Source organism: Pseudomonas sp. AC355 (genome assembly GCF_979258205.1).
This window is the reverse complement of the sequence record NZ_OZ409843.1, coordinates 922,120-948,470: the sequence shown is the minus strand read 5'-3', so window position 1 is coordinate 948,470 and position 26,351 is coordinate 922,120. Positions and strand designations below refer to the sequence as shown.

23 protein-coding genes and 1 pseudogene are annotated in these 26,351 nt (G+C 61.5%); 7 read left to right on the top strand and 17 right to left on the bottom strand.

Annotated elements, in window-relative coordinates; translation table 11 throughout:
- Nucleotide 1 precedes the first annotated feature (1 nt).
- The 6 genes from ACZ0AI_RS04565 to chvE all read right to left on the bottom strand — a co-directional run bounded on the left by ACZ0AI_RS04565 (nt 2) and on the right by chvE (nt 7,444).
- Nucleotides 2-931: a 2-dehydro-3-deoxygalactonokinase gene (locus ACZ0AI_RS04565; RefSeq protein WP_463564758.1), complete on the bottom strand. Its 930-nt coding sequence runs from the start codon at nt 929-931 to the stop codon at nt 2-4.
- Nucleotides 932-951: 20 nt separating this feature from the next.
- Nucleotides 952-2,697, bottom strand: coding sequence for an L-arabinonate dehydratase (gene araD, locus ACZ0AI_RS04560; RefSeq protein ID WP_042553734.1), 1,746 nt, complete (start codon nt 2,695-2,697; stop codon nt 952-954).
- On the bottom strand, nt 2,694-3,476 hold the full coding sequence (locus ACZ0AI_RS04555; protein WP_463564757.1) for an SDR family NAD(P)-dependent oxidoreductase: 783 nt from the start codon (nt 3,474-3,476) through the stop codon (nt 2,694-2,696). Before ACZ0AI_RS04555 ends, araD begins: the two co-directional genes overlap by 4 nt.
- Before the next feature lie 71 nt (nt 3,477-3,547).
- Nucleotides 3,548-4,735: a multiple monosaccharide ABC transporter permease gene (gene mmsB, locus ACZ0AI_RS04550; RefSeq protein WP_463564756.1), complete on the bottom strand. Its 1,188-nt coding sequence runs from the start codon at nt 4,733-4,735 to the stop codon at nt 3,548-3,550.
- Nucleotides 4,736-4,749: 14 nt separating this feature from the next.
- A complete protein-coding gene (gene mmsA, locus ACZ0AI_RS04545) occupies nt 4,750-6,276 on the bottom strand; it encodes a multiple monosaccharide ABC transporter ATP-binding protein (protein WP_225832649.1) in 1,527 nt (508 codons plus the stop codon).
- Nucleotides 6,277-6,379: 103 nt separating this feature from the next.
- Entirely contained in the window at nt 6,380-7,444 is a 1,065-nt protein-coding gene (gene chvE / locus ACZ0AI_RS04540) for a multiple monosaccharide ABC transporter substrate-binding protein (protein ID WP_463564755.1), read from the bottom strand.
- A 239-nt stretch (nt 7,445-7,683) separates the two neighbouring features.
- On the opposite strand from chvE, the gene ACZ0AI_RS04535 reads away from it, so the two are divergent.
- Nucleotides 7,684-8,616: a LysR family transcriptional regulator gene (locus tag ACZ0AI_RS04535; protein WP_463564754.1), complete on the top strand. Its 933-nt coding sequence runs from the start codon at nt 7,684-7,686 to the stop codon at nt 8,614-8,616.
- A gap of 54 nt (nt 8,617-8,670) precedes the next feature.
- Here ACZ0AI_RS04535 and tpx read toward each other — a convergent pair whose 3' ends face one another.
- The 3 genes and pseudogenes from tpx to ACZ0AI_RS04520 form a co-directional block, all read right to left on the bottom strand.
- The gene (gene tpx / locus ACZ0AI_RS04530; protein WP_463564753.1) at nt 8,671-9,171 is read right to left on the bottom strand and encodes a thiol peroxidase; all 501 of its coding nucleotides are present in this window, start codon (nt 9,169-9,171) and stop codon (nt 8,671-8,673) included.
- A 67-nt stretch (nt 9,172-9,238) separates the two neighbouring features.
- A pseudogene (locus ACZ0AI_RS04525) lies at nt 9,239-12,910 on the bottom strand (translocation/assembly module TamB domain-containing protein).
- Nucleotides 12,907-14,640, bottom strand: a complete 1,734-nt coding sequence (locus ACZ0AI_RS04520; RefSeq protein WP_463564752.1) for an autotransporter assembly complex protein TamA — start codon at nt 14,638-14,640, stop codon at nt 12,907-12,909. Before ACZ0AI_RS04520 ends, ACZ0AI_RS04525 begins: the two are co-directional and overlap by 4 nt.
- A gap of 147 nt (nt 14,641-14,787) precedes the next feature.
- Here ACZ0AI_RS04520 and xthA point away from each other — a divergent pair, with 147 nt between their 5' ends.
- The 4 genes from xthA (at nt 14,788) to ACZ0AI_RS04500 (ending at nt 18,393) form a co-directional block, all read left to right on the top strand.
- Nucleotides 14,788-15,600 carry an exodeoxyribonuclease III gene (gene xthA / locus ACZ0AI_RS04515; RefSeq protein ID WP_463564751.1) on the top strand — a complete coding sequence of 271 codons (813 nt, stop codon included), beginning with the start codon at nt 14,788-14,790 and terminating at the stop codon, nt 15,598-15,600.
- Nucleotides 15,601-15,678: 78 nt separating this feature from the next.
- Entirely contained in the window at nt 15,679-17,055 is a 1,377-nt protein-coding gene (locus ACZ0AI_RS04510) for a substrate-binding domain-containing protein (RefSeq protein ID WP_463564750.1), read from the top strand.
- A gap of 154 nt (nt 17,056-17,209) precedes the next feature.
- Nucleotides 17,210-18,202 (top strand): TerC family protein, encoded by a 993-nt coding sequence (locus ACZ0AI_RS04505; RefSeq protein WP_463564749.1) that lies wholly within the window; start codon nt 17,210-17,212, stop codon nt 18,200-18,202.
- Nucleotides 18,199-18,393: a hypothetical protein gene (locus ACZ0AI_RS04500; RefSeq protein WP_463564748.1), complete on the top strand. Its 195-nt coding sequence runs from the start codon at nt 18,199-18,201 to the stop codon at nt 18,391-18,393. The genes ACZ0AI_RS04505 and ACZ0AI_RS04500 overlap by 4 nt, the downstream gene beginning before the upstream one ends.
- Nucleotides 18,394-18,400: 7 nt before the next feature.
- Here ACZ0AI_RS04500 and ACZ0AI_RS04495 read toward each other — a convergent pair whose 3' ends face one another.
- On the bottom strand, nt 18,401-19,606 hold the full coding sequence (locus tag ACZ0AI_RS04495) for an acyl-CoA dehydrogenase (RefSeq protein WP_463564747.1): 1,206 nt from the start codon (nt 19,604-19,606) through the stop codon (nt 18,401-18,403).
- A 141-nt stretch (nt 19,607-19,747) separates the two neighbouring features.
- On the opposite strand from ACZ0AI_RS04495, the gene ACZ0AI_RS04490 reads away from it, so the two are divergent.
- Nucleotides 19,748-20,689 (top strand): LysR family transcriptional regulator, encoded by a 942-nt coding sequence (locus tag ACZ0AI_RS04490; protein WP_463564746.1) that lies wholly within the window; start codon nt 19,748-19,750, stop codon nt 20,687-20,689.
- Nucleotides 20,690-20,708: 19 nt separating this feature from the next.
- Here ACZ0AI_RS04490 and ACZ0AI_RS04485 read toward each other — a convergent pair whose 3' ends face one another.
- Nucleotides 20,709-21,101 (bottom strand): hypothetical protein, encoded by a 393-nt coding sequence (locus ACZ0AI_RS04485; RefSeq protein ID WP_463564745.1) that lies wholly within the window; start codon nt 21,099-21,101, stop codon nt 20,709-20,711.
- A 193-nt stretch (nt 21,102-21,294) separates the two neighbouring features.
- Between ACZ0AI_RS04485 and ACZ0AI_RS04480 the strand changes: the two genes are divergently transcribed.
- Nucleotides 21,295-21,609, top strand: coding sequence for a transcriptional regulator (locus ACZ0AI_RS04480; RefSeq protein WP_463564744.1), 315 nt, complete (start codon nt 21,295-21,297; stop codon nt 21,607-21,609).
- Nucleotides 21,610-21,900: 291 nt separating this feature from the next.
- Here ACZ0AI_RS04480 and ACZ0AI_RS04475 read toward each other — a convergent pair whose 3' ends face one another.
- From ACZ0AI_RS04475 to rraA, 6 genes are all read right to left on the bottom strand, one after another.
- On the bottom strand, nt 21,901-22,881 hold the full coding sequence (locus ACZ0AI_RS04475; protein ID WP_463564743.1) for an OmpA family protein: 981 nt from the start codon (nt 22,879-22,881) through the stop codon (nt 21,901-21,903).
- A gap of 109 nt (nt 22,882-22,990) precedes the next feature.
- Nucleotides 22,991-23,581, bottom strand: coding sequence for an RNA polymerase sigma factor SigX (gene sigX, locus ACZ0AI_RS04470; RefSeq protein WP_463564742.1), 591 nt, complete (start codon nt 23,579-23,581; stop codon nt 22,991-22,993).
- Between the two features lie 90 nt (nt 23,582-23,671).
- Nucleotides 23,672-24,496: a mechanosensitive ion channel family protein gene (locus ACZ0AI_RS04465; protein ID WP_463564741.1), complete on the bottom strand. Its 825-nt coding sequence runs from the start codon at nt 24,494-24,496 to the stop codon at nt 23,672-23,674.
- Between the two features lies 1 nt (nt 24,497).
- A complete protein-coding gene (locus ACZ0AI_RS04460; RefSeq protein WP_463564740.1) occupies nt 24,498-24,746 on the bottom strand; it encodes a CrfX protein in 249 nt (82 codons plus the stop codon).
- 54 nt (nt 24,747-24,800) lie between these two features.
- Nucleotides 24,801-25,796, bottom strand: coding sequence for a zinc transporter ZntB (locus ACZ0AI_RS04455; RefSeq protein WP_463564739.1), 996 nt, complete (start codon nt 25,794-25,796; stop codon nt 24,801-24,803).
- Between the two features lie 51 nt (nt 25,797-25,847).
- Nucleotides 25,848-26,333 carry a ribonuclease E activity regulator RraA gene (gene rraA / locus ACZ0AI_RS04450; RefSeq protein ID WP_042553754.1) on the bottom strand — a complete coding sequence of 162 codons (486 nt, stop codon included), beginning with the start codon at nt 26,331-26,333 and terminating at the stop codon, nt 25,848-25,850.
- Between the last annotated feature and the right edge of the window lie 18 nt (nt 26,334-26,351).

Below are 26,351 nucleotides of genomic sequence, written 5' to 3'. Positions count from 1 at the left end.
CCTAGGCTCCTCGTTGAATGTGCTCATGGGCGGCGGTCAGGCCAGCCAGGGTGACTCGCTCGGCGCTCACGGTCAAAGCCGTTACCCCCAGTGTGTCGAGCGCATGGCGGTAACGCTCGGCCGATTCGCCGTCACCGATTACACAGACCGGCTGGCCTCGCCAGCGTTCATCCAGCGCAGCCAGCTCCTGGCCGATCAGCAGCCCGGACAGCCGCGAACGTGCGGCAACCGCCCCCAGCCCTTCCAGCAACCCCTCGGCACGCAGGCCGAACAAAGCGCCGACCAGACGCTGCGCCTGCCCTGCCCCTGCCCGCAAGCCGGCCTCGAACGCCTGTTGATCCAGTTGACCCGCATCGCCCTGCATGCCATGGCGCAGCACCGATTGCTGACTCAGCATGGCGAACAACTCGCCGGTCATGAACGTCTGGAAGGCGGTTACCTGGCCGTCGCGCACCTCGACCCACTTGCTGTGGGTGCCTGGCAGACAGACCACGCCGCTGTAATCGGCATGCTCGGCGAGCAGGCCGGCGACCTGGGTTTCTTCGCCACGCAGTACATCGGCAGGCGCACGCTGGCAAAGCCCCGGGATGATCGAGACGCGCAAACGCTCATCCTTCACCTCGGGCCTGATCATCCGCTCCACCGCCTGGGGTGCACAGGGCACTTCGGTATATGGCGCTTCGCGCCAGCCCTGGCGGGCACCGACCATGCCGCATGCGACCACGTCGATGATCCGCCCGTGATCCAGCCAGGGCTCGATCAGCTCCAGCAGCGCGCCTTCGAACTGATCGGGCGTCAGCGTGCTCATGCCGCGCGCAGAAGACGCGCGCTGGAGAATTTCCCCGCTGTCCGACAGCGCCCATGCGCGCACCTGGGTCGTGCCCCAGTCGACGGCTATCCAGCCCACCGCAGCTCGGCTGTTGTCTGTCATCGCTGATTTCCTCGCAGGTCTCAGTGGCTGTCCTTGGGAATGCCGGCACCGCGGCAGCCCTTGAGGAAATCGAAGTCCGCTCCGCTATCGGCGCCCTCGACGTGGTCGTGGAACAGCTTGATGTAGCCGCTGGTAGGCGGCTCGACGGTCGGCTGCCACTCGGCCAGGCGCTGGCGCAACTCGGCCTCGGGAATGTCCAGGTGAATGCGCCTGGCTTCCACATCGAGCTCGATCATGTCGCCATCGCGCACCACCGCCAAAGGCCCACCGGCCGCGGCTTCCGGTGTGGTGTGCAGAACCACGGTGCCGTAGGCGGTGCCGGACATCCGCGCGTCGGAGATACGCACCATGTCGGTGATGCCCTTGCGCAGCACCTTCGGCGGCAGGCCCATGTTGCCCACCTCGGCCATGCCCGGATAACCGCGCGGGCCACAGTTCTTCAGCACCATCACGCAGTGTTCGTCGATATCCAGGCTCTCGTCGTTGATCTTCGCCTTGTAGTCGTCGATGTCCTCGAACACCACGGCGCGGCCACGATGCTGCATCAAGTGCGGCGACGCGGCCGAGGGTTTGAGCACTGCGCCACGAGGTGCCAGGTTGCCCCGCAGCACGGCGATCCCGCCCTTGGCGGTGAGTGCCTTGTCCACCGGGCGGATGACATCCTCGTTCCAGTTGCGAACGCCCTTGACCTCTTCCCAGATGGTTTCGCCGGATACGGTCAGTGCACTCTTGTGCAGCTTGCCGCCCTCGCCGAGCATGCGAATCACCACCGGCAGGCCGCCGGCGTAGAAGAACTCTTCCATCAGGTATTTGCCCGAGGGCATCAGGTTGACGATGGTGGGAATATCCTGACCGAGACGATCCCAGTCATCCAGCGTCAGGTCGACGCCGACGCGACCGGCGATGGCCAGCAGGTGGATCACCGCATTGGTCGAACCGCCGATGCTGCCGTTGACCCGAATAGCGTTCTCGAAGGCGTGCCGGGTCATGATGTCGGACGGTTTCAGGTCGTCCTTGACCATCTGCACGATGCGCCGCCCGGTCAGGTGCGCGACCACCCGGCGACGGCTGTCCACAGCCGGAATCGCCGCGTTGCCGGACAGCGCCATGCCCAGCGCTTCGGCCATGCTGGCCATGGTGCTGGCGGTGCCCATGGTGTTGCAGGAACCCGGTGAACGGGACATCGACTGCTCGGCTTCGAGAAAATCCTCGCGGCTCATCTTGCCGGCCTTGATGTCTTCCGACATCTGCCACAGCGCGGTGCCCGAGCCGACTCGCTCGCCACGGAACCAGCCGTTGAGCATCGGCCCGCCGGACACCACGATGGCCGGAATGTCGACGCTCGCCGCGCCCATCAGCAGCGCTGGGGTGGTTTTATCGCAGCCGGCCAGCAGCACCACGCCATCCAGCGGATTGGCGCGCAGCGCTTCTTCCACGTCCATCGCCGCCATGTTGCGGTACATCATCGCGGTCGGACGCAGCGAGCTTTCTCCGGCGGAGAACACCGGGAACTCCAGCGGCAGACCACCAGCCTCGTAGATGCCGTGCTTGACCCGTTCGGCAAGATCGCGCAGGTGCGCGTTGCAGGGTGTCAGTTGCGACCAGGTGTTGCAGATGCCGATCACCGGTCGACCATCGAACAGATCCGCCGGCAGCCCCTGATTCTTCATCCAGCTACGGTGGTAGATGTGATCCCGCGAGTTGCCGCCGAACCATTCGGTGGAACGCAGCTTGCGTGGCCATACCGCCGGTTTGAAGGTGCTCATACCCAGCCTCCGTCGACAATGAAATTCTGCGCCGTGCACATTGCCGCGGCGTCCGAAGCCAGGAACAACGCCATGTCGGCGATATGTTCGGGCAGCAGTTGGCCGGGCATGCACTGGTTCTGGCGAATCTGCTCCTTGGCCGATTCGTCGACCCACATGGCCAGTTGCTTCTCGGTCATCACCCAGCCGGGCACCAGGGTGTTGACGCGGATACGATCCTTGCCCAGATCCCGCGCCAGGCCCCGTGTCAGGCCGTGGGTGGCGGCCTTGCTCGCTGCGTACACCGGGTAGCCGGCCGACGCCATCATCCAGCCCACCGAGCCGAAGTTGATGATCGAGCCGCCGCCGGCCTGGCGCATCATCGGCACCACCGCCTGGGTGGCGAAGGTGGCGTGGCGCAGGTTGACCGCGATCAGATCGTCGAAGCGCTCAACACTGATCGAATCCAGCGCGTGGCGAACGTCGTTGGCGGCGTTGTTGAGCAAGGCGGTGATCGGCCCGAACTGTTCGGCCATCTTGTGGATGGCCGCCTGGTAGGCCTTGATGTCGGTGATGTCGCAACGTAGGAAGCGCACCTGATGCCCCGCCTCGCTCAACTGGCTGGCCAGGGCCTGGCCGTGTTTGTCGTCGATATCGACGAACGCGGTGCGCGCGCCCTGACGGGCGAAGGCTTCCACCAATGCCCGGCCAATACCGGTGGCGCCACCGGAAATCAGCACGGTGCGCTCTGCCAGGTCGGCGTACACCGCCTTGCCTGGGGTCAGATTCTGGCTATTCATGGCCTGTTACCTCGTGTTCGTCCCGTCTCGCCGAGGCACTGCCCGGCGCGACGGGAGCAGATGGCTCCGCTTCAGCGGGATTTGTTCTTGTTGACCACGTCGAAGATCACCGCAGCCAGCAGCACCAGGCCCTTGATCACCTGCTGCCACTCGATGCCGATCCCGAGGATCGACATGCCGTTGTTCATCACCCCCATGATCAGGGCGCCGATCACCGCACCGATGATCTTGCCCACGCCGCCCGACATCGAAGCGCCGCCGATGAACACCGCGGCGATCACATCGAGCTCGAAGGAAACCCCGGCCTTGGGCGTGGCGGTGTTCAGCCGCGCCGCGAAGATCAGCCCCGCCAGGGCGGCGAGCATGCCCATATTGACGAAGGCGAAGAAGGTCAGCCGCTCGGTGTTGATGCCCGACAGCTTGGCGGCCTTGACGTTGCCGCCGATGGCGTAGATGCGGCGGCCCAGGGTGGTGCGGTTGGTCAGGAAGGTGTAGGCACTGATCAGCATCGCCATGATGATCAGTACGTTCGGCAGCCCGCGGTAGGTGGCCAGCAGGTAGGCGATGTAGACGATGGCACCGGCGATCAAGCCGTTCTTGATGACGAAGAACAGCGCCGGCTCGTCGACGATGCCATAGCGCTTGGCACGCCGCCGGGCACGCACGGCCAGGTAGATGATCAGCACGGCAGCCAACGCGCCGAGCACGATGGCGGTGATGTTCGGCCGCGTATCACTGAAGATGTCCGGGATGAAGCCGTTGCTCATCAACTGGAAGCTGCTCGAGAACGGGCCGATCGACTGGCCGTCGAGCACGGCCAGGGTCAGGCCACGGAACACCAGCATGCCGGCCAGGGTGACGATGAACGAAGGAATCTGCCAATAGGCGATCCAGTAGCCCTGGGCAGCTCCGATCAGACAGCCCATCAACAGGCACACCGGCACCACCACAGAGGTCGGCCAGCCCCATTGCACCATCATCACCGCGGCGGCTGCGCCGACGAAGCCGACTACAGAGCCCACCGACAGGTCGATGTGCCCGGAGACGATCACCAGCAGCATGCCCAGAGCCATGATGATGATGTAGCTGTTCTGCAGGAACAGGTTGGTCAGGTTCACCGGGCGCATTAGGGTGCCGTCGGTGAGCACTTCGAATAGTGCCATGATGACCACCAGGGTCATCAGCATGCCGTAGTCACGCACGTGGTTCTTCAGGTGGGCCAGCAACGTGGGCCGGGCCGGTTGGGTTTTCGTATCCATTGCGTTCACCTCGCTCACGCCTTGACGATCATCGACATGATCTTTTCCTGGCTCGCATCTGCGCGCGCCAGTTCGCCCAGGAAGGCGCCTTCGTTCATTACGTAGATGCGGTCGCACATGCCCAGCAGCTCGGGCATTTCCGAAGAAATGATGATCACCCCCTTGCCGTCGGCGGCGAGCTGGTTGATCAGGCTGTAAATCTCGAACTTGGCGCCGACGTCGATGCCCCGGGTCGGCTCATCGAGAATCAGCACCTCGGGTTTGGCGAACAGCCATTTGCTCAGCACCACCTTCTGCTGGTTGCCACCGGACAGGTTGAGCACCTTCTGGAACACCCCGGGCGTGCGGATGTGCAACGCCTCGCGGTACTGCTCGGCGACGCGGCGCTCCTCGTGCTCGTCGATCACGCCGTGGCTCGATACGCCCGGCAGATTGGCCAGGGTGGTGTTGCAGAGGATGCTCTCGTCGAGCACCAGCCCCAGGGACTTGCGGTCCTCGGTGACATAGGCGATGCCATTGTCCACGGCGCGGCGCACCGTGGACACGTCAATCTCCTTGCCGCGCAGGTGCACGGAGCCGGAGATGTTGCGCCCGTAGCTCCTGCCGAACACGCTCATGGCCAGCTCGGTGCGCCCTGCCCCCATCAGCCCGGCGATGCCCACCACTTCACCGGCAGCCACGCTGAGGTTGACGTTGCGGATCATCTGCCGGGATGCCGACTCCGGGTGCCAGACGTTCCAGTCGCGGATCTCCAGCAGGGTTTCGCCGATTTCGGGAATGCGCTCCGGGTAGCGGTTCTCCATGTCGCGGCCAACCATGCCGCGAATGATGGTCTCTTCGCTGACCGCCTCGGTATGGCAATCCATGCTGCTGACCGACGCGCCGTCGCGCAGCACCGTGATGCTGTCGGCGACACGGCTGACTTCGTTGAGCTTGTGGGAAATCAGAATCGAGGAAATCCCCTGGGCGCGAAACTCCAGCAACAGATCGAGCAGCTTCTGGCTGTCGTTCTCCTGCAGGGCCGCAGTGGGCTCATCGAGGATCAGCAGTTTGACGTCCTTGGCCAGCGCCTTGGCGATCTCCACCAGTTGCTGCTTGCCGACACCGAGTTTCTCGACCGGGGTGGTGGCGATTTCGTCGAGGCCGACCTTCTTCAGCAGCACCTCGGTGCGCTGGTACACCTCTGGCCAGTCGATCACGCCGTTGCTGGCGATCTCGTTACCGAGAAACAGGTTCTCGGCAATGGACAGCAGCGGCACCAGCGCAAGCTCCTGGTGAATGATGATGATCCCTTCCCGCTCGCTGTCGCGGATACCGCCAAACGCCAGTGGCTTGCCTTCGTAGACGATCTCGCCCTCGTAGCTGCCGTGGGGATAGACGCCACTGAGCACCTTCATCAGGGTCGATTTGCCGGCGCCGTTCTCGCCGCACAGGGCATGGATCTCGCCGCGGCGCACCTTGAGATTGACGTCGTTCAGGGCTTTCACGCCCGGGAACGTCTTGGTGATGCCGCGCATTTCCAGAATGATGTCTTGCTGCATGGCTTTATCCGTCCGCAAGGCACGCGCCAGCCGCAGCGCATGCCATGCTCACTTCAGGAAAGGATTGAATGGCCGACAGCGCCTGGCTGCCGGCGGAGTCACGCTACTGGACTTGGTTCTTGGTGTAGTAACCGCTGTCGATCAACACCTTTTCCCAGTTGCTCTTGTCGACCGTGACCGGCTGCAGCAGGTAGGCCGGCACGACTTTCTTGCCGTTGTTGTAGGTCTTGGTGTCGTTGATCTGCGGCTCGCCGCCTTCAAGCAGCGCCTTGACCATGCCCACGGTCACTTCGGCGAGCTGGCGGGTGTCCTTGAAGATCGACGAATACTGCTCGTCGGCGAGGATGGACTTAACCGACGGCACTTCCGAGTCCTGGCCCGTAACGATTGGCATGGGCATGCCGCCCGAGCCATAACCAACGCCTTTGAGCGACGAGAGAACACCGATGGAGATGCCGTCATACGGCGACAGCACGCCGTCGAGGTGTTCCTTGGTGTAGTTGGCGGACAGCAGGTTGTCCATGCGTGATTGGGCGGTGGCGCCATCCCAGCGCAAGGTGCCGACCTTGCCCATGCCGGTCTGCCCGGAGAGGATTTTGATCTCACCCTTGTCGATCAGCGGTTGCAGCACCGACATGGCGCCGTCGTAGAAGAAGTAGGCGTTGTTGTCGTCTGGCGAACCGCCGAACAGTTCGACGTGGTAAGGGCCCGGGCCGCGCGCCTGCATGCCCTTGACCAGCGACTCGGCCTGCAGCACGCCGACCTTGGTGTTGTCGAAGGTGGCGTAGTAGTCCACGTACTCGCTGTCGCGGATCAGGCGGTCATAGGCGATGACCTTGATGTCCGCGGCATTGGCATTTTCCAGGGTATTGGTGAGCGTGGTGCCATCGATCGCCGCGATGACCAGGACATTGACGCCCTTGACCATCATGTTTTCGATTTGTGAGACCTGGGTGGGGATGTCGTCTTCGGCGTACTGCAGGTCGGCCTTGTAGCCGGCCTTCTCCAGTTGTTTGACCATGTTGTTGCCATCGTCGATCCAGCGGGCGGACGACTTGGTGGGCATCGCGATACCCACGTAACCCTTTTCGGCGGCCCCTGCGGAGGCGGCACTCAACAGGCTGGCGCCCATGGCCACGGCGGCCACGAGTTTACGGACAGTGTTCATCAGCTTCTCCTGGGCGACGCCTGCTGTGGGCCTGAGCACACGGGGCATCGCAGTTATTGTTGTTCGGTCAGCGAAGAGCTTTCAAAGCAGGCATGAAGATAGAAGTAGCCCGCATATCAATCAAATTCATATTCCGTTCAACGCCATACCAATACTGGTATGTAGCAGTCGACAAGCACCCCACCCCGTCGCAGAATCCGTTCAGTGCCTCCGATAACGACAATAAAGTGAGAGCTGCCATGGATATCGGGATCGCCCGACACCTGAAGATTCCCCAGTTACGGCTGATCGCCGCGATCGCCGAGCACGGCCAGCTCGGCCTGGCGGCAGACGAGTTGACCATTACCCAGCCGGCCGCCTCGCGCATGCTCGCGGACATAGAACACACCCTCGGCGCACGGCTGTTCGAGCGCAATGCCAAAGGCATGCTGCCGACGCTGATCGGCCGAGCGCTGGCGCAACGCTCGCATAACATGCTGGTAGAGCTGCGAGACCTGGCGCAGGACGTCGAGGAGCTCAAGCGCGGCGAAGGCGGCATCACCACGGTGGGCGCGGTGACCGGAGCGGCGGTGGGTTTCGTGATTCCAGCGATTCGCCAGCTCAAGGCGATCTCGCCACGGGCCGAAGTGCACGTCAACGTGGCTGCCAGTGACGTTCTGGTGCATGACCTGGCTGCCGGCAAGAACGACTTCGTGCTCGCCCGCCTGCCGCGCGGCGTCAACCCGGCGGACTTCGAGATATTCCCGGCGCGTACCGAGACCCTGAAACTGATGGTTCGCCAGGATCATCCGCTGGCCAACGTCGATCAGGTGACGTTGCGCGACCTGTCACCTTACGAATGGGTGATGCAGAGCCACCGGGCACCGATCCGTGAAGCGATGGAGACGGCCTTTCTAAGCGCTGGCGCGCCGCTGCCCACCAACATCACCAACACCACGTCATTGCTGGCGATGATTGCCATTCTGGTCTCGTCCTCGGCCATCGCCCCGCTGGCCAGCGAGGTTCCTGACTTGCTGCTGGGCGATCAGGTCGGCGCCAAGCTGAAGGTTCTGCCACTCAACGTGACCATCGAGATGTCGCCGTACTACCTGCTGCTGGTCAAGGGCAGGCAGCTATCGCCGGTCGCCAACCGCCTGCGCAGGCTGGTCGCTGCAGGCTTGAACAAGCAATGAGCCACTGAAACGAAAACGGCCTGCAAAGCAGGCCGTTTTCGCGTGACGAGAAACTTACTTCAAGACGGCCAGAGCGGCATCGTAGTCAGGCTCGCTGCCGATCTCGGCAACCAGCTCGCTGTGCAGCACCTTGTCGTTTTCATCCAGCACCACCACGGCGCGGGCAGCCACACCGGCCAGCGGGCCAGAGCTCAGGGCCACACCGTAGTCCTTGAGGAACTCGGCGCCGCGCATGGTCGACAGGTTGATCACGTTTTCCAGGCCTTCGGCGCCGCAGAAACGCGCCTGGGCGAACGGCAGGTCGGCGGAAACGCACAGCACGGCGGTGTTGGCCAACTGGCTGGCTTCGCTGTTGAACTTGCGTACCGAAGTGGCGCAGGTCGGGGTGTCGACGCTTGGGAAAATGTTCAGCACTTTGCGCTTGCCCGCCAGGCTGCTCAGGCTGACATCAGCCAGGCCGGCGCCGACCAGATTGAAGGCAGGTGCCTGCTGACCGACTTGCGGCAGCTGGCCGTCGACCTGAACCGGGTTACCGCGCAGGGTTACTTGTGCCATGAAAATGATCCTTTTCTATGTGGGTAAAACACGCATGGGCGGCCATCCTACGTCAGGAAGGCCTTTGCTAGAAGTCACGTTTGTAGAACAGGTCCAGAGAGCTCGCAAGACCGCTCGCTGCCTCCAGATACAGGCGTCGGCTGAGCGCGTAACGTAGTGCCACGGTGTTCACCGGCTCGAACACGCCGACGCCGTAACGCAGGCTCAGCCGCTCCGATAGGTTGCCGCTGGCGACCACGCTGGTGCTGTTGCCGCTGCCTGCGGTATCCAGCTGGAAGTCCTGAATGCCCAGGCTTTGCGCGACCGAGCCGGTCACCCCGGAGCTGCCTGCCACACCAAGCGCTAGAGCCGCCTGGGCCAGCATGTTGCTGTCTTCATTGCCCGTCGATAGCGGACGCCCCAGCACCAGGTACGACAGCGCCTGCTCCTGGCTCATCGCCGGTTCGGAAAACACCTCGGTACGCGGCTGATCGGCGCTGCCAGTCAGGCGCAGGCCAGCGACCACCTCATCGACCTTGCGGATCGCCTCGATATCGAGGAACGGCTGGTCGATTGGCCCGGCGAACAACAGGCGTGCACGACGGATGGTCAGGCGCTGACCGTAGCCGCGGAAGTTGCCCTTGTTGAGGTTCAGCTCGCCGCGGGTGTCCATGTCGTCACCGATATCGGACCCGCCCGACCAGCTCGGCGTTGAGGCCGAAGCCGCTGAAGGTCAGCTTGTCGCTGCCAACATCAACATCGATGTCCATGCTGATGGCCACTGCCTGTTGCTCGCGCGCCTCGGCACCGACGATGACCGCGTCGTCGGAGACCTTGACCGTCGACGGCGGCAACTCGCGCACCACGATCTTGCCACGTGGAATGGATACCTTGCCGCTGACCGAGAGTTGATCATCGGCCAGGCGCACCTGCATATCCGGCTCCACTTCCAGATTCGCATAGGGTTCGACGACCACCGGCAGGCGGCTACCCTGCACGCTCAGGTTGCCGCTCAACTGGTCGCCCCAGGCCAGCGCACCCTCAAGCGTGCCCTGCCCCTGCTCGCCACTGCGCCAGTTGCCGTTGAGCTGCAGGCTCTCGCCAGCGATCAGCGCACGGATCTGCAGATCCTCGAAACTGGTTGGCAATTCACCCCCGGAAATCTCTCCGTCGCTGAGCGCCAGTTGGCCGTTGATCAGCGGCTTAATGAGATCGCCGGACAGATTGCCGCTGCCATCCAGGCGGCCGGACAAGCGCTCCACCATCGGTACGAACGGCCGGGCGATGGCCAGATCGAGGCCGCTGAGGCGGAACTGGCCGGACAGCGGCTTGTTCTGTGGCCGTGGATCGAGCTGCGCCTGCACCAGCAGTTCACCGATCTTGGGCCCACGCAGGCTCAGTTCGGTGTCGATGCGCTGAGGTTTCAGCTCGCTGCTCAGGCGCAGGCTGTCGTAGGTAAAGTCCACCCATTGCCCGTTATCACGTGCACGCCAGGTGCCGCTGCCGGCATCCACCACCACACGCCCGCTGGGGCCAGCCGCCGGTAGATCAAGGTGCACATCGGCATTGAGCTTGCCCTCCCAGGCGAAGTCATGCGGAAAGAAGGGAGCCAGGCTGTCGAGGGGGAAATCGGCAAGGCGATAGCGAATTCTCGGCTCCGGCTGCAGGCGCTGATTCTCGCCGCACAGACTGGCCTCGCCGGAGCGCAGGCAATGTGCGCCGAGGTCGATCTGACCGTTAGCCAGGCGCACCAGTGAAGCAGGCTGCTGCAGGCGCCAATCCTGCCCACCGACCTGCACCTCGGCACGACTGAGGCGGCCGCGCCAGTTGCCCTGATCGAGGGTACCGTCGAGTGCCAGGCTGGTCTGCAGCTGGGGCCCCTGCAAGCTCAGATCCATTTGCTGCTGACGTTGATTGCCACTGCCGTTGATCGTCAGATTGCCAAACTGGGTATCGCCGCTGGCAATCCCCTGGCCACGCAACTGCACCTTGGCCTGCCCATTGCCATCCAGAGTTGCGTCCAGCCCCAATTGACGCAGACGCGTGTCTTCGAATCCCAGCCCTTGGCCGTTCAGGTCGAACGTGCCTTGCGGTGCTTGCAGGCTGCCCGCCAGATCGAGGCGCCCGGAAGCCTGCCCCTGCAAACCCGGCCATAGCTGACCGAGGCGGTTGAGGGCGATACTCAGCTCACCTTGCAGACGCTGATCGAGCTGGCCGCTGCCCTCGATCCGGTTGTCGCCCAAGCGGGCGCTGAGCGCGCTCAGTTGCCAACGCTCGCCGGCGCCGGCTAGCTGGGTCTGAAGCTGTGCGGGCTGACCACGCAGGCGCCCCTGCAGGTCGAGATCGCCCGTCAGTTCCAGACGCCCGTCGCTCAACTGGCCCTTACTGCGCACCGGCCCAGCGATACGCCCGGGGAGCTCGGCAACCCAGTAGGCAGGGTCGAAATCACTGACCTGCAGTTGCGCATCCCAGCTCACCGCATCGGCGAAACCGACGGTCACCTGGCCATCGATCTTGCCCTGCCCGGCGCGTATCTGCAGTTGCGGCAGATGCACCTGCTGCAGGTCACCGCTGAGCGGCGTCTGCACGCTGAACGCGCCTGCCGGGCCATCCAGCGCTGCGGACAGGTTGCCGAGGTAGTTGCCGTCCTCGTAGGCGAGGTCGCCGGTGAGTTTCTTCAGGGTAACCGGGGGCGCTTCCTCCAACGGATACAGACGCAGCCAGGGAAAATCCTGCCAGTCGACATGGGTGTCGGCGCTGAAGCCTTGCTGCCAGTCCAGGCGCCCGTTGATAGCCAGGTACTGGTTCTCCGCTGCAGCTAGGCTCAGGGTGGCGATATCCGCACCGTTGGCGTCGACGCGGCCGCGCAGCGACAAAGCGACAGGGCCATCCTCGGCAGGCAAAGTGGCGATGCCATCGATGCCGTAACCGTCCCGCAGATTACCCGCTGCCCGCAACGTCAAGCCGTTCAATCGCAGGGTATCGGGCAGCGATGCATCGGCCTTGAAGCCGTCGGCGGTGAACGTCAGGGTTGCCGGGATGTGCTCGACCAGCGGCTGCACTTCACCGCTAAGGCGCCCGGCCAGGTAGCCGCTGCTGTCGACCGTCAGTGCCAGGTTCTGCCGCAGGTTGCCTTCGACACGCAGTGCCAGATCCCAGTCTTTGCCATCAGGCGACGGCAGTGCTGCAGTGCCCTGCAGGCTCAGCGGCCATTCGCCATTTGGCAGCAGTCGCCCCTGAAGATCGACGACCAGATCATCGCGCTGCAAGTGCAGCCGGTTGATGTTTAGACCATCGCTCGCCCAGTCGGCGGCAAGCTCCAGGCCCTGCAATTGATCGTCACCGTTGAGCTGCAGGCTGCCAATCCATACCTCGCCGACCTCAAAGGCCAGCGGCAGATCGAGTTGCGGCAGGCTAAACGGCTCCTCACTCGGCGGCGCATCGCTGGGTGCGAAGTTCAGCTCGATACGTTCGCTGCGCAGCGTATCGATACACAGCGTCATGCGCAGCAGGCAGGCTGGCGACCAGTCGAACAAGGGTTGGCGAACCAGTACCTGATCTTCACCCTGGCGCCAGAGCACCTGTTCCGCGACCAGTGACCTCCCAGGCTTCCCTCAAATTCATCCACCTGCAGCCCGGGCACCAGGCCCAGTGTCCATCGGCTACCGGCAGAGGTCGCCAGCATCCACACCAGCAGCACGATCAACAGCGCCAGCAGGCTCGCCAGGCTCAACCCGACATACTTGAGCGCACGCCTCACAGTTCAGGCCCCATGGAAAAATGCAGCCGCACGCCGCCCTCGTCGTCCAAGGGGTGAGCCAGATCGAGGCGCAGCGGCCCTACCGGCGACACCCAGCGCATACCGATACCGACTGCGCTCTTGAGCGTCGGCATACTCAACGAGTTGAAGGCGTTACCGGTGTCATAGAAAGTTGCCACCCGCCATTTGTCGGCCACGCTGTACTGGTACTCGGCGCTGGCGGCGAACATGTAACGCGCACCAATCTTGTCGCCCTGATTGTTCTCCGGCGACAGGCTCTGATAGTCATAACCGCGCACACTCTGGTCACCACCGGCAAAGAAGCGCAGCGAGGGTGGCACGGACGAATTGAACCCCTTGGACTCGGTACCACCAAACTGTGCCCGACCGAGGAAGCGGTGGTTCTGCCACAGCGTGGTCAGGCCCTTGGCAAGCACGTTGCCGTGGATGACATCGGAGTCGGACAGCAGGCCCTCCTTGGCCACCGAGGCATCGAACTGCAGGCGATAGCCATAATTGGGGTCGATGCGGTTATCGCTACGCAGGTAGGAATAGCTGATACCGGGCATCAGCAGGGTACTCAGCCCCGAGTCATCACCGAGACGATATTCCTCACGCTGCCACTTCAGGGAAATCACCCGCTGCCAGCCGCTATCCAGCCTGCTATGCCATTCCGGGCCAACGGTCAGCAAGCGGCTGAGGCTGTCGGTGTTGGCAATCTCTTCGTACTGATAACCGCCGGCGATTCGTAGTTTATCGGTCAACGGGGGATCGCCCGGGATGTCGTACCAAAGGCCGACGTTCTGCCGCGGCGCCGAAATTTCCAACTCCGCGCCATAACTGTGCCCTTGCGGATTGGCCCAATGGCGCTCCCAATTGGCACGGCCACGGGGGCCGACGTCAGTGGAAAAACCAAGCCCGAGGCCCATGGTGCGCGGTAGACGGGTCTGCAGGTGCACCTTGACCGGAATGACTTGCTGTTCGGCCACGTTGGGGCTGGCATCGACCCGCACCGATTCGAAATAACCGCTGGAGCGCAACGCCTGATACAGCTCGGCGATGCGCTCGGAGTCGTAGGGCGTGTCGGCGGGGAACGGCACCATGCGCTGCAGCAGATCATCGTCGAACGGCATGTCGCCTTCGAAGGCTACACTGCCGAGAATGTAACGCGGGCCACTGTCATAGATCAGTTCGATGTCGGCCAGTCCGGCCTGGGGATCGATGCTCAGGCGCTGCTGGGTGAAACGCCCGCGGAAGAAGCCGTAGCGCGAAGCCTGGTTCTGAATGTGCCGCTTGGCGGCCTCGTAACGGCCGTGATTAAGCCGAGCGCCCTGGGTAAGCTGCGCATCCTTGGGTATCTGAAAGGCGCGCATCTGCGCAGCCGGCCCGTCGACCCGAACGATTACGCTGCCGATGCGCACCGGCTCGCCGGGAACGATACGCACGTTCAGGCGCGGTGGCGTCTGCTCGACCACGTCGGTAGTGATCTGCGCCTGGTAATAGCCCAGCGCCTGCGCGGCTTTCTCCGCCTGGCCCTCGACCACTCGACGCAAGCGCTGCAGCGCCTCGGCATCACGCTCACCGAGGCTGCCGATGTAACCCTCGACGTTGCTCTTCAAGGCATTGTTGGCAGGCTGCACACTGACCACCAGACGAGCGTCTTCGGCGAGCAGCGTCGAACTGAATAACAACAGCGCGCATCCGACGCCTAGTGTAGAAATAACTCTCATGGCCGCGATGCTATCACGCCAACCGCCCCATTCCAGTGCTCGCACGAATCCAAAGCATTTCCAGGTCTTGCCCGGCCGCTGGCCGTGCGCAGCCCTGATCGGCTAGCATCGACGCTTTAACGCACTAGAATCACCAGGATCGCCGATATGAAACTCGTTTCCTTCAACATCAATGGCTTGCGGGCACGTCCGCACCAACTCGCAGCGCTGATCGAGAAGCACCAGCCGGATGTAATCGGCCTGCAGGAAACCAAGGTCAGCGACGATCAGTTTCCCGAAGCGGACATTCGCGCTCTCGGTTACCACGTTCACTACCATGGCCAGAAGGGCCACTACGGTGTCGCCCTGCTGTCCCGGCAGGCGCCACTGGAGCTGGTCAAAGGCTTTCCGAGCGACAGTGAAGACTCCCAGCGCCGCTTCATCTACGGCACCTATGCCGATGCTCAGGGCAACCCGGTCACGGTGATGAACGGTTACTTCCCTCAGGGCGAGAGCCGCGACCACCCCACCAAGTTTCCTGCCAAGCAGCGCTTCTATGCCGACCTCCAGGAACTGCTGACCGGTCGCTTCGCCCACGACCAGCCGCTGATCGTCATGGGTGATATCAATATTTCTCCTGAGGATTGCGACATCGGTATCGGCGAGGTCAACCGCAAGCGCTGGTTGAAGACCGGAAAATGCAGCTTCTTGCCAGAAGAGCGCGAGTGGCTGGCGACGCTGAAAGGCTGGGGGCTGGTCGACAGTTTCCGTTCGCTGCACCCGCAGGTCGACGATCGCTTCAGTTGGTTCGACTACCGCAGCCGCGGCTTCGAGGACGAACCCAAACGTGGCCTGCGCATCGACGTGATCCTTGCCTCCCAGGTGTTGCAGGAACGCCTCAAGGACGCCGGTATCGACTATGACCTGAGGGGCATGGAGAAGCCTTCGGATCATGCGCCGATCTGGCTGGAACTGAGCTAACGCGCACAGTCATCTTCCGGTCATTTTTCTGTCTTATCGTCGCAGCACTTCAGCCACCCCCTGCAAGGTGTTTGCCGCATGCTGCGCGCCCCCGTCTGTGACCGAGAAACCTGGAGCCGAACCGCAACGTTTCTGTTGCTCGGCTTCGTCTGCTACCTGAGCCCCTGGACGGCATTCGCCGCCCTGCCGCTGCCCGCCGGAGACAGTCCGGCGCTGCGCATTCAGGGCTCCAACACCATTGGCGCCAGCCTGGGCCCGGCGCTGGTCAAGGGCCTAATGCAGCAACAGGGCCTGAGCAATATTCGTACGGTCACGAGCCGGGAAAACGAACAGGTGGTTTCCGCCCTCAATGCGGCCGGCCGTACGGTGAGCGTGGAAATTGCCGCTCACGGCTCAGGCACCGGCTTCAGTGCCATAGGCCAGGGCAACGCTGAACTGGCGGCCTCCTCACGACCGATCAAGGACAGCGAAGTGGCGACCCTGTCATCGCTGGGCAACATGAAAAGCCGGGACGCCGAGCAGGTCATCGCCATCGATGGGCTGGCCATCGTGCTGCATCCTGATAATCCCATCAGCACCCTCAGTACTGAGCAGCTGGCGCAGATATTCTCCGGTGAAGTGAGCGACTGGGCACAGCTGGGCGGTCGCCCAGGCAGCATCGATCTGTACGCCCGGGACGACAACTCCGGCACCTTCGATACGTTCAAGGAGCTGGTACTGAGCGCCAACGGCAAGCAATTGTCAGCCAAGGCCAAACGCTTCGAGTCCAGCGAGCAGTTGTCCGATTCGGTCGCCGCCGATGCAAACGGCATCGGCTTCATCGGCCTGCCCTACGTGCGGAAGGCGAAAGCGGTGGCCATCGCCACCGGCGAGTCGCAGCCGATGCTACCCAGCGTGACGCTGATCGCCACCGAGGACTACCCGCTGTCGCGGCGCCTGTTCCTTTACGGGCCACCGAAGAACACCAATCCATGGGCCGAAGCCTTGCTGCAGTTCGCGCAGAGCCCGCAGGGTCAGGAGATCGTAGCTCAGAACGGCTTCATCGCGCAGACCGTGCAAGCGGTCAGCATCGAGGCCACCGCCGACATGCCTGCCGCCTATCAGACCCTGGCCCGCGAGGCCAAACGGCTGTCGGTGAACTTCCGCTTTCAGGAAGGCAGCGCCAACCTCGACAACAAGGCCCAGCAGGATCTGCGCCGGGTGCTCGACTACCTTAAGCAGCACGACAAGCTGCAGCACAAGGTGGTGCTGGTCGGTTTCGGCGATCCCAAAGCAGTCTCGGCACGCGCCGAGCTGCTGTCCAAGCTGCGAGCCATGGCGGTACGCCGCGAACTGGTGCGCGAGGGCGTGGTATTGCGTGAAGTCGCCGGATTCGGCGATGAACTGCCAGTCGCTGATAACGACGGCGATAGCGGTAGGATCAAGAATCGCCGCGTGGAAGTCTGGGTGTATTGATTTTTTCGAGGCGTGGCAAGCACTTGCTCAACCGCGTGATTCATCCTAGCCTTATGCACATGTGACGCCGGGCCCCTCTGGCGATGAGTACTCTCATCGTGATGTCGGAGTCACTAAGTTGAATCTCAACTTAGGCATTAAACAGGGAGGGCCCATGACAGCTCTACATGCCTTTATGTCCACGCCGTTTCTCGGCACCCCGTACTATTTCTGGATGGCGTTCATCGTCATCGTCTTTGCGCTGTTGATCTTCGATCTCGGCGTCCTGCATCGTGACCAGCATGAAATCGAAATGCGCGAAAGCCTGCTGCTCTACGCTGGCTACTTCAGCGTGGGCGTCGCGTTTGGTGGTTGGGTCTGGTGGGAGCTTGGCGCGACCAAGGCGTTGGAGTTCTACACCGGTTTCCTGGTCGAACAGTCGCTATCAATGGACAACGTGTTTGTCATGGCGATGATTCTTGGTTTCTTTGGTATTCCCCGCAAATACCAGCATCGCGTGCTGTTCTGGGGAATCATCGGTGTGGTCGTATTGCGGGCGATCATGATCGGTCTAGGAACGGCCCTGGTTCAGGAGTTCGACTGGATCCTCTACGTGTTCGGTGCGTTCCTGTTGTTCACTGGCATCAAGATGCTGTTCAGCAAGGATCATGACGAGCATCCGGATCTGTCGCAGAACAAGTTCCTGATTTTCCTGCGCAAGCACATCCGAGTGACCGATGACCTACACGACGGCAAGTTTCTGGTGCGTCAGCACGACCCAGCCAGCGGCAAGATGCTGCTGTTCGCCACTCCACTACTCCTGGCGTTGGTGCTGATCGAACTGGCGGATCTGGTATTTGCCGTCGACAGCGTGCCGGCGGTGTTCGCCATCACCCAGGATCCGTTCATCGTCTACACCTCGAACATCTTCGCGATTCTCGGCCTGCGGGCGCTGTACTTCGCGCTGGCGGCACTGATGCACCGCTTCGTGTACCTCAAATACGCACTGGCGATCGTGTTGATGTTCATCGGCTGCAAGATTTTCTTGCATGGCTTCATCAAGGTTCCCGCTTTGCTCTCGCTCGGCGTTACCATGGGCGTACTGGCCGGCGGCGTCATCCTGTCGCTGCTGAAAACCCGTGACAAGAAGCCTGCAGAGACGACGTGACCGAGCAAGACGTGCAGATCGAATGCGTAGATAAAGGTGAAGGCGTACGCTGGTGCGTACGCCTGGGCAAACGCACGCTCATGTTCGAGAATGAACTCGCTGCACGTACCTTCGCCGCGCAACTGCACATGCGTGTCCACAGTGCGAAGCCGACTCTGGTGCCGGGGCTCAACGAGCCATCTGGCACCTGAGCCAGCCTCACTTCATGTACTTGCCCAGTTCGTACTTGCCGATTGCCGCGCGATGCACCTCATCCGGGCCATCGGCGAGGCGCAGAGTACGCTGCATCGCATACCAGTAAGCCAGCGGAAAATCAGCGCTGACCCCTGCTCCACCGTGCATCTGGATGGCACGATCGATCACCTTCAATGCCACGTTGGGCGCCACGACCTTGATCTGCGCGATCTCGCTGGCGGCCACTTTGTTGCCGACCGTATCCATCATGTAGGCCGCGTTCAGGGTCAGCAGGCGGGCCATGTTGATCTCCATCCGCGACTCGGCGATCAGGTCGATGTTGCCGCCGAGGCGCGCCAGCGGCTTGCCGAACGCACTTCGCTCGAGGGCTCGCTCGCACATTAACTTGAGTGCCCGCTCGGCCATGCCGATGGAGCGCATGCAATGGTGAATACGCCCAGGACCGAGGCGCCCCTGGGCGATCTCGAAGCCGCGCCCCTCACCAAGCAGCACGTTGCCGTAGGGAACGCGGACGTTCTCGAACAGCACTTCCGCATGGCCGTGAGGCGCATCGTCATAGCCGAACACCGGCAGTGGCCGAACCACCTTCACGCCGGGCGTATCCATGGGCACAAGAATCATCGAGTGCTGCTGATGACGATGCCCCTCAGGATCGGTGAGTCCCATGAAGATCATGATCTTGCAGCGCGGATCGCAAGCACCGGAAGTCCACCATTTGCGCCCGTTGATCACCCAGTGTTCACCCTCACGCACGGCGCTGGCCTGCATGTTGGTCGCGTCAGACGAGGCAACCTCCGGTTCGGTCATGGCGAATGCGGAACGAATCTCGCCACTGAGCAGCGGATCGAGCCACTGTCGCTTCTGCTCCTCGCTGGCGTAGCGCACCAACACCTCCATGTTGCCGGTATCCGGTGCCGCACAGTTGAACGGTTCGGGACCGATCAGCGAGCGGCCCATGATCTCAGCCAATGGCGCGTATTCAGTGTTGTTCAGCCCCGCCCCGTGCTCGGAGTCGGGCAGGAACAGGTTCCACAGGCCCTCGCCTTTGGCCTTGTCCTTGAGCTGCTCCATGATCGCCGTCGGCTGCCAGCGATCACCTTCGGCCACCTGACGCTCGAATACCGCCTCGGCCGGATAGACATGAGTCTCCATGAACGCGCTGACGCGCTCACGCAGTTGCTGAACCTTGGGGGAATAGGCGAAATCCATGGCGCACCTTCGGCTGTTTTTCGTGTGCAAACGATGCTAGTGGACGGCGCATAATTTATCGAAGCTATTTTCGGCGTGTATAAACATTCATCACCGATATAAGATCGCCCCACAAGAACAACATTGCGGAGTCGCTCAGGCATGAACCTGAACAAGGTAGATCTCAATCTCTTCGTGGTCTTCGATGCCATCTACACCGAAGCCAATCTGACCCGTGCCGGACAGATCGTCGGCATCACCCAGCCGGCGGTATCCAACGCCCTGGCGCGCCTGCGGGAAACCTTCAATGACCCGTTGTTCGTGCGCACCGCGCAGGGCATGGTGCCGACGCCGATGGCGCAAAACATCATCACCCCCGTGCGCACCGCACTGCAGCAGTTGCGTATTTCGGTACAGGAAAGCCGTACCTTCAATCCGGCCCAGGCGAACAAGACCTTCCGCATCAGCATGACCGACCTGACAGAAGCCGTGGTGTTGCCACCCGTGTTCCAGCGCCTGCGTCGCCAGGCGCCGAACGTAACCATCGAAAGCATGCTGGTACGCCGACGGGAAACCACCAAGGAGCTGGCTGCCGGGCGCCTGGACTTCGCCGTCGATGCGCCGCTGAACATCGATCCGCAGGTTCGCCATGTCAAACTGATGGAGGATCGCTACGTCTGTGCGATGCGCCACGGCCATCCGCTGGCCAAGGAAAAACTGAGCCTGGAAAAGTACCTGTCACTGACCCACATCCACATTTCCAGCCGCCGTAGCGGCCTGGGCTATGTCGACCTGGCATTGGGCAAAATGGGCATCCAGCGACGCATCGCCCTGCGCTCACAGCATTATCTGATGGCCTGCCGCGTGATGCGCGATACCGACATGGCGATCACCGTGCCGGAACGCTTCGCCCGGGATAACGATCTGTATTTCAGCGAACTGCCGGTTGCCAGCATTCCGCTATTGGAAACCCATCTCTACTGGCATGAAAGCACCGATCAGGATCCTGCCAATCGCTGGATGCGTGAGCAGATTATCGAGATATGCCAGCGCATCACTGTCGAGGAGCGCAAAGCCTCCGCAGCAGCAGCAGCAGCCAGCTAGCTAGCTAGCTTGGTGGGTGTCAGCTGGAGTAATCGAGAACCGTCCAGACTCGCGTCAGCCCTTCGCCGATCACGCAGCCCGAACCACCCAGCTGATTGTTGTCATGCAGGGTCATGCGGGTGGTGACACCATCCGCAGCGTCCTGACGCTCGACCAGCCACTGCACCTTGCCGCAGTTCGGCGTATCGATCACGTAGCTGGCGGCAATCGGCGCATCGCTGCTGGCCAGCTTGATCGCATCGACTACTACACCGTGTTCTTCCACGCGCTTGCCGTCTGAAACCAGTACGGCCCAGGCCTGGTTGTCTTCGATGATCAGGTAATTGGCGTTGACCCTGGGTTGCTCAACGTGCGGCTGCACACAGCCTGTCAGCATCACCAACAGCACAATTGTCATGAGTATCTGTTGCATTGTTCGTAGCCCTCGGCATCGGCCACGGCGCTCTGCAGCGCTCGTGGATATGGGAGTCATGAAGCGTCGGAGCTCACTATTACCGAATACTGTTTATTTGTACAGTATTTTTGATTTACCCTAGCAGCCGTCACCACACTGATCGAAAACCGGGATTGCCCCGGCCGGGTCAGGCGTAAAGCGGGAGCCTACTATGCTGGACGTAATGCAACTCAAATACACGATCAACCGAATGTCGCTGGACAAGGTTCGCCCCATCGTCGAGGAGCTGCACCTGGAGGGGATCGTTACCGAAGGTAAAACTCCCTTCAACCGCCTGCACTTCAATACCTGCTTCGCCGAGATCGAAGCCCTGCTGCAACGCGCGGGCTATCACAGGCAGCTGGACGTGGTCGGGTACCAAGGCCTGGCGTATGCGATGTTCGATCCCAATCGCTGGGAGGCCGTGGATGTCTTGCGCTGGCTCAGGGATTATGTGGAAGAAGCTCAGGTTCGCCCTGCCTCATAGCGATACATGCAGGGGCCACTGCGCACAACGATAGATCACGGATAGATAGGGAATTGAGCCAAGCACCCATCCGTTACGCCTTGTAGATATGGCACGATGCTTGCTATTGCATTGAGACACTAAATCGGCGGCCTCATATTGGGAAGCTGAGTAACGGATACGGCGTCTGCCAGGTCACCTTCCCCCATCGGGTGGCCTGGTAGATGCCGTTTTTACTTGCAGCACTACGCGCTTTTCTCCAGGCAAAGAAAAACCCGGCCGAAGCCGGGTTTTTCTTACAACCTAAGCCTATTACTGGGCTTGGGCTTCTACTTCAGCTTCAACGCGACGGTTGATCGCACGACCTTCTTCGGTAGCGTTGTCAGCTACCGGACGCGACTCACCATAGCCAGCGGAGTTGACGCGATTAGCGCCTACGCCGTACTGGTTGACCAGAACGTCACGAACAGCGTTTGCACGACGCTCGGACAGTTTCTGGTTGTAGGCGTCAGTACCGACGGAGTCGGTGTGACCTTCAACGTTGGTGCTGGTTTGCGGGTACTGGTTCATGAAGTCAGCCAGGTTCTTGATGTCGCCATAGCTTTCTTCTTTAACAGCAGCCTTGTCGAAGTCGAACTTGACGTCCAACTCAACGCGAACCACTTGCGGTGCTTCTTCAACGACCGGAGCCGGAGCTGGAACTGGCTCTGGAGCCGGCTCAGTGACCTGGGCAACCTGACGGGTGCTGCCACCGAAGTTCAGACCGACACCAACGCCGGTTTGCCACTCGGTGTCACCTTTGTCGATGTTGTACAGGGCTTCAACGCCAGCACGTGCGTACAGCATCTCGGTGAAGTAGTACTTGGCACCAGCACCAGCGATAGCCAGAGTGGAAGTATCACGACCGCCTTTGTTGGCGTCGCCAATGCTCTGGTGGCCAACGCCGCCAGAAACGTACGGACGCAGGCCTACACCTGGCTGACCGAAGTGGTAGAGAGCTTTAAGATCAGTCAGGTTGCCCTTGATGTTCTTGCTGCCAGCAGCGCCTTCGCCACGCAGGTCGTGGTATTCGCCGTAGGACAGAGCCAGTTCAACGTCGTCGGTCAGGTAGTAACCAACGCTTGCGCCGAACAGGTTGCCTTCGTCATGAGCGAAGTCACGCTGTGTGTCGGTGAAATAGCGATTGGCAAAGCCTTCCACCTCGACAGCGCCTTGGCCTTGAGCCAGCACGCCCATGGAGGTTGCGGCTACCAAGGAGCCAATGACAACGCCTAAGGTGTTTTTCAGTTTCATCCGTTAAATCCCCATCTCATCTATAGAGTGATTGCTTCACATGCAGATAGACATGTGAGTCTTCGGTAAGTTTAACAAAACTCACCTTTGCCAGAAAAACCTGCCCGAACTAACTTTCGGTAACGCCTGCAAACTTCTCTCGCAATCGGTCGAGCGCACGCTTGTAACGCATTTTCGTGGCGCTCAGCCCCATATGCATGATGTCAGCAATTTCCTGGAACTCCAGCTCTGCAACAAAGCGCAACACCAGAATTTCACGGTCAATCGGGTTTACATGCACAAGCCATCGATCCAAACCACCCGGTTCCTCTACCTTTGGCGCCTTTTCTTCAGACGCCTCTTCGAGAGGATCCAAACTCAGCGCATCCATCAAACGACGTTTGCGACGCTCCTTGCGGTACTGGGTGATGCACTCGTTGTAAGTAATGCTGTAGAGCCAGGTTTTGAACTTCGATTTACCTTCGAAATTCTTCAGTCCGTATAGAACTTTCAGCATCACTTCCTGACAGACATCGTCCGCATCGCGATCGTTCCCTAAATATCGCGCACATACATTGAACAAGGTGCGCTGATAACGCCGCATCAGCTCTTCGTAAGCTCGAGTGATGTGGAACAGCTCGTCATGGGCACGCGCCACCAGCTCCTCGTCGGATAGCTCGCGTGGGTCATAGCGCAGTGACGGTAATTGGGGTGCGTTCAAAGCAGATCGGGCCAACGGTCAGAATGAAAGCAGCCAGCACCTGTTCGTACAGGCCGCTGGCTGGGCGCATAGGGTAGCAGAAATGCCCCCTCAGCGGCTGCTTACCCGCTGCTCGAGCAGCACGCGATTGGAGAGCGATATCAGCTCGCCAGCGTCCGTCAATACGGTGGTCTTCACCGTACCGATTTCTTCGATCTGCCCTTCAACGCCGCCCACTTCGATCTCCTGCCCTACTTGATAAAGCTCACGCACATAGATACCGGCAAGGATCTGGCTGGCCAGCTCCTTGCTACCGAGGCCGAGCGCCAGCGCAACCGCAAGGCCCACGGAAATCAGCACGATGGCGATGACGTTGTTAAGCAGGTCGGTCTTCACTTCCAGTTGGCCGATGGCCACGGAGATGCTGATGATGATCACCAACCCCTGGGCCAGCCGTGCCAAGCCATGGGCGTAGTCCAGACCAACACCCTCCGCAGCCCCGCGTACCAGACCGCTGAGCAGATGCGCCAGCAGCACGCCAGCCAGCAGGATTAGCGCGGCGCCGAACACCTTCGGCAGATACAGGGCGAGCACGTCCAGCGTTGCGGAAACGCGCTCCAGGCCCAGCGACTCAGCAGCGGAAACCAGGAATATCAGCAGTACGAACCAATAGACAATTTTGCCGATGAGCGTCGAAACCGGAACCTGAAAGCCCGCGCGGCCTAGCATCTTGGTCAGGCCGGTGCCGGCCATCAGGCGGTCGAGGCCAAGTTTGCCAAGCAGCTTGGAAAGCAGCGTATCGAGCAGCTTGGCGACCACGAAACCGAGCAACACCAGCACCAGGGCCACGAACAGGTTGGGAATAAAGCTGGCGACTTTCGTCCACAACGCCGTCATCGCGGCGACCAGGCTATGAGTCCAAGGATCGAGTTCCATTTCATTCAGCCTTATCAGAAGAGCGAGCAGAAGCACGGCGACGCGACACCGGTGCTACATGGGAAGAGCCATTGTTGAGGGCAATCATCAGGGCGCCGGCCCAGTGCCCCATCAAGCCGAACAGGTCGCCCGCACCGACCTGGCGGTTGGCGGTCTTCAGGACGCGGTTCAGACAAGCGTCGTCGTCGCGCGATGGCGAAGACGAGGCTTTCAACAGATCACGCAGGGATTCTTCGAATGGATCGTGCATGGCAGACCTCATAGAACGTCTTCGCTAGACGAAGCGCCTGAGACGCAAGTCACATCAGACCCAACGCAGGCGCCGGAACAACAGCCATTGCCCGAAGCCGATCGACAGCATCAGCAGACAGGCGACGAGGAAGCCGTACGGGTTGTCAGCACCCGGAATACCACCGACGTTGATCCCCAGCAGACCAGTGACGAAGCTCATTGGCAGAAAGACGCAGGTGATGATGCCGAAACGGAACATGATGTGGTTCATACGCACGTCCATGCGCCTATTCTCCGTTTCCAGCAGCAGGCCGATGCGCTCGCGAGTCAGCTCCAGCTCCTCGAGGTAGCGCAGCAGGCGGTTGTTCAACTCGTTCCAGTAGATGCCGTCTTCGTGGGTGAGCCAGGGCAACTGGCTACGCGTCAGCTGTACGTAGATGTCGCGCTGTGGCGACAGAAAGCGCCGCAGGTTCGCTGCGCGCCGGCGGATTTGCAGCAGCAGGCCGTGATCGGGCAACGCTCGCTCATCGCCGTCGACCTTCTCTTCCTGGCCGTCAACCAGCTCGGAGAGCTCGGCCACCAGATCCTCGACCTTGTCCGTCAGGTAATCGCTGAGCTGCAGCACCAGTTCGGAGGCTGTCTTCGGCCCCTTGCCGGCCTGTAGTCGCTCGATCAGATCCTCGGTGGCCCGCAACGGACGCAGGCGCAGGGAAATGATGCGTCGCTCTTCAGCGAAAATTCGTACCGAAACCATGTCCTCGGGCTCGGCACCCGGATTGAGGTTGACCCCACGCAGAAAGACCAGCAGCTCATCGTTGGACAGCGGCAATGCCCGTGGCCGGGTATTTTCCTCGAGCAACAGATCGCAGGCAAACTCGCTCAAACCACTGTCGCGGCGCAACCAGCTCTGGGTCTGCGGGTGGCTGCGATCCCAGTGCAACCAAAGGCTCTGCCCCTCCTCCAGTTGCAATTCGTCGAGTTGCTCGCGCGCTACCGCACAGGCGCCGCCTTTACCATCCAGCACGAAGCCGTGTACCAGGCCCCACTGCGCGTTGTCTTCCTCGTACATCCATACCCCTGATGATTCATCACGGCAGCCAGGTGGCTACGACAAGCTGATTTACTCGACCTGCAAGGCCTGCGGCGAAACGATGATGCCGTTGTTGTCGGCATACAGGTACTCGCCCGGGCGGAAAGTCACGCCGCCAAAAGTGACCACCACGTTGAGATCACCCAGGCCGCGCTTCTCGGTCTTCATCGGGTGGCTGCCCAGGGCCTGAACGCCAAGGTGGGTCTGCGCCAGCACATCGACGTCACGCACGCAGCCATAGATCACCATGCCTTCCCAGCCGTTCTTTGCGGCCTTCTCGGCGATCATGTCGCCAAGCAGCGCGCAACGCAGCGAGGCTCCGCCGTCGACCACCAACACCTTGCCGGCACCGGGCTCATCAGCCTGGGACTTGACCAGTGAGTTGTCCTCGAAGCATTTGACGGTGACGATCTGCCCACCGAACGAATCGCGGCCACCAAAATTGCTGAACATTGGCTCCACGACGCTGACCAGTTCCGGGTTGGCGTCACACAGATCGGGCGTGATGTATTGCATGGCGAAGCTCCTGAATGG

Bases quoted from the DNA above. Each gene is read 5' to 3' on its own strand.
- ACZ0AI_RS04475 (WP_463564743.1), bottom strand. From the start codon at position 22,881: ATGAAACTGAAAAACACCTTAGGCGTTGTCATTGGCTCCTTGGTAGCC.
- ACZ0AI_RS04555 (WP_463564757.1), bottom strand. From the start codon at position 3,476: ATGAATAGCCAGAATCTGACCCCAGGCAAGGCGGTGTACGCCGACCTG.
- araD (WP_042553734.1), bottom strand. From the start codon at position 2,697: ATGAGCACCTTCAAACCGGCGGTATGGCCACGCAAGCTGCGTTCCACC.
- xthA (WP_463564751.1), top strand. From the start codon at position 14,788: ATGAAACTCGTTTCCTTCAACATCAATGGCTTGCGGGCACGTCCGCAC.
- ACZ0AI_RS04490 (WP_463564746.1), top strand. From the start codon at position 19,748: ATGAACCTGAACAAGGTAGATCTCAATCTCTTCGTGGTCTTCGATGCC.
- ACZ0AI_RS04505 (WP_463564749.1), top strand. From the start codon at position 17,210: ATGACAGCTCTACATGCCTTTATGTCCACGCCGTTTCTCGGCACCCCG.
- ACZ0AI_RS04460 (WP_463564740.1), bottom strand. From the start codon at position 24,746: ATGCACGATCCATTCGAAGAATCCCTGCGTGATCTGTTGAAAGCCTCG.
- ACZ0AI_RS04535 (WP_463564754.1), top strand. From the start codon at position 7,684: ATGGATATCGGGATCGCCCGACACCTGAAGATTCCCCAGTTACGGCTG.
- ACZ0AI_RS04485 (WP_463564745.1), bottom strand. From the start codon at position 21,101: ATGCAACAGATACTCATGACAATTGTGCTGTTGGTGATGCTGACAGGC.
- ACZ0AI_RS04465 (WP_463564741.1), bottom strand. From the start codon at position 24,496: ATGGAACTCGATCCTTGGACTCATAGCCTGGTCGCCGCGATGACGGCG.
- ACZ0AI_RS04565 (WP_463564758.1), bottom strand. From the start codon at position 931: ATGACAGACAACAGCCGAGCTGCGGTGGGCTGGATAGCCGTCGACTGG.
- ACZ0AI_RS04495 (WP_463564747.1), bottom strand. From the start codon at position 19,606: ATGGATTTCGCCTATTCCCCCAAGGTTCAGCAACTGCGTGAGCGCGTC.
- mmsA (WP_225832649.1), bottom strand. From the start codon at position 6,276: ATGCAGCAAGACATCATTCTGGAAATGCGCGGCATCACCAAGACGTTC.
- ACZ0AI_RS04510 (WP_463564750.1), top strand. From the start codon at position 15,679: ATGCTGCGCGCCCCCGTCTGTGACCGAGAAACCTGGAGCCGAACCGCA.
- tpx (WP_463564753.1), bottom strand. From the start codon at position 9,171: ATGGCACAAGTAACCCTGCGCGGTAACCCGGTTCAGGTCGACGGCCAG.
- mmsB (WP_463564756.1), bottom strand. From the start codon at position 4,735: ATGGATACGAAAACCCAACCGGCCCGGCCCACGTTGCTGGCCCACCTG.
- rraA (WP_042553754.1), bottom strand. From the start codon at position 26,333: ATGCAATACATCACGCCCGATCTGTGTGACGCCAACCCGGAACTGGTC.
- ACZ0AI_RS04480 (WP_463564744.1), top strand. From the start codon at position 21,295: ATGCTGGACGTAATGCAACTCAAATACACGATCAACCGAATGTCGCTG.
- ACZ0AI_RS04520 (WP_463564752.1), bottom strand. From the start codon at position 14,640: ATGAGAGTTATTTCTACACTAGGCGTCGGATGCGCGCTGTTGTTATTC.
- chvE (WP_463564755.1), bottom strand. From the start codon at position 7,444: ATGAACACTGTCCGTAAACTCGTGGCCGCCGTGGCCATGGGCGCCAGC.
- ACZ0AI_RS04455 (WP_463564739.1), bottom strand. From the start codon at position 25,796: ATGTACGAGGAAGACAACGCGCAGTGGGGCCTGGTACACGGCTTCGTG.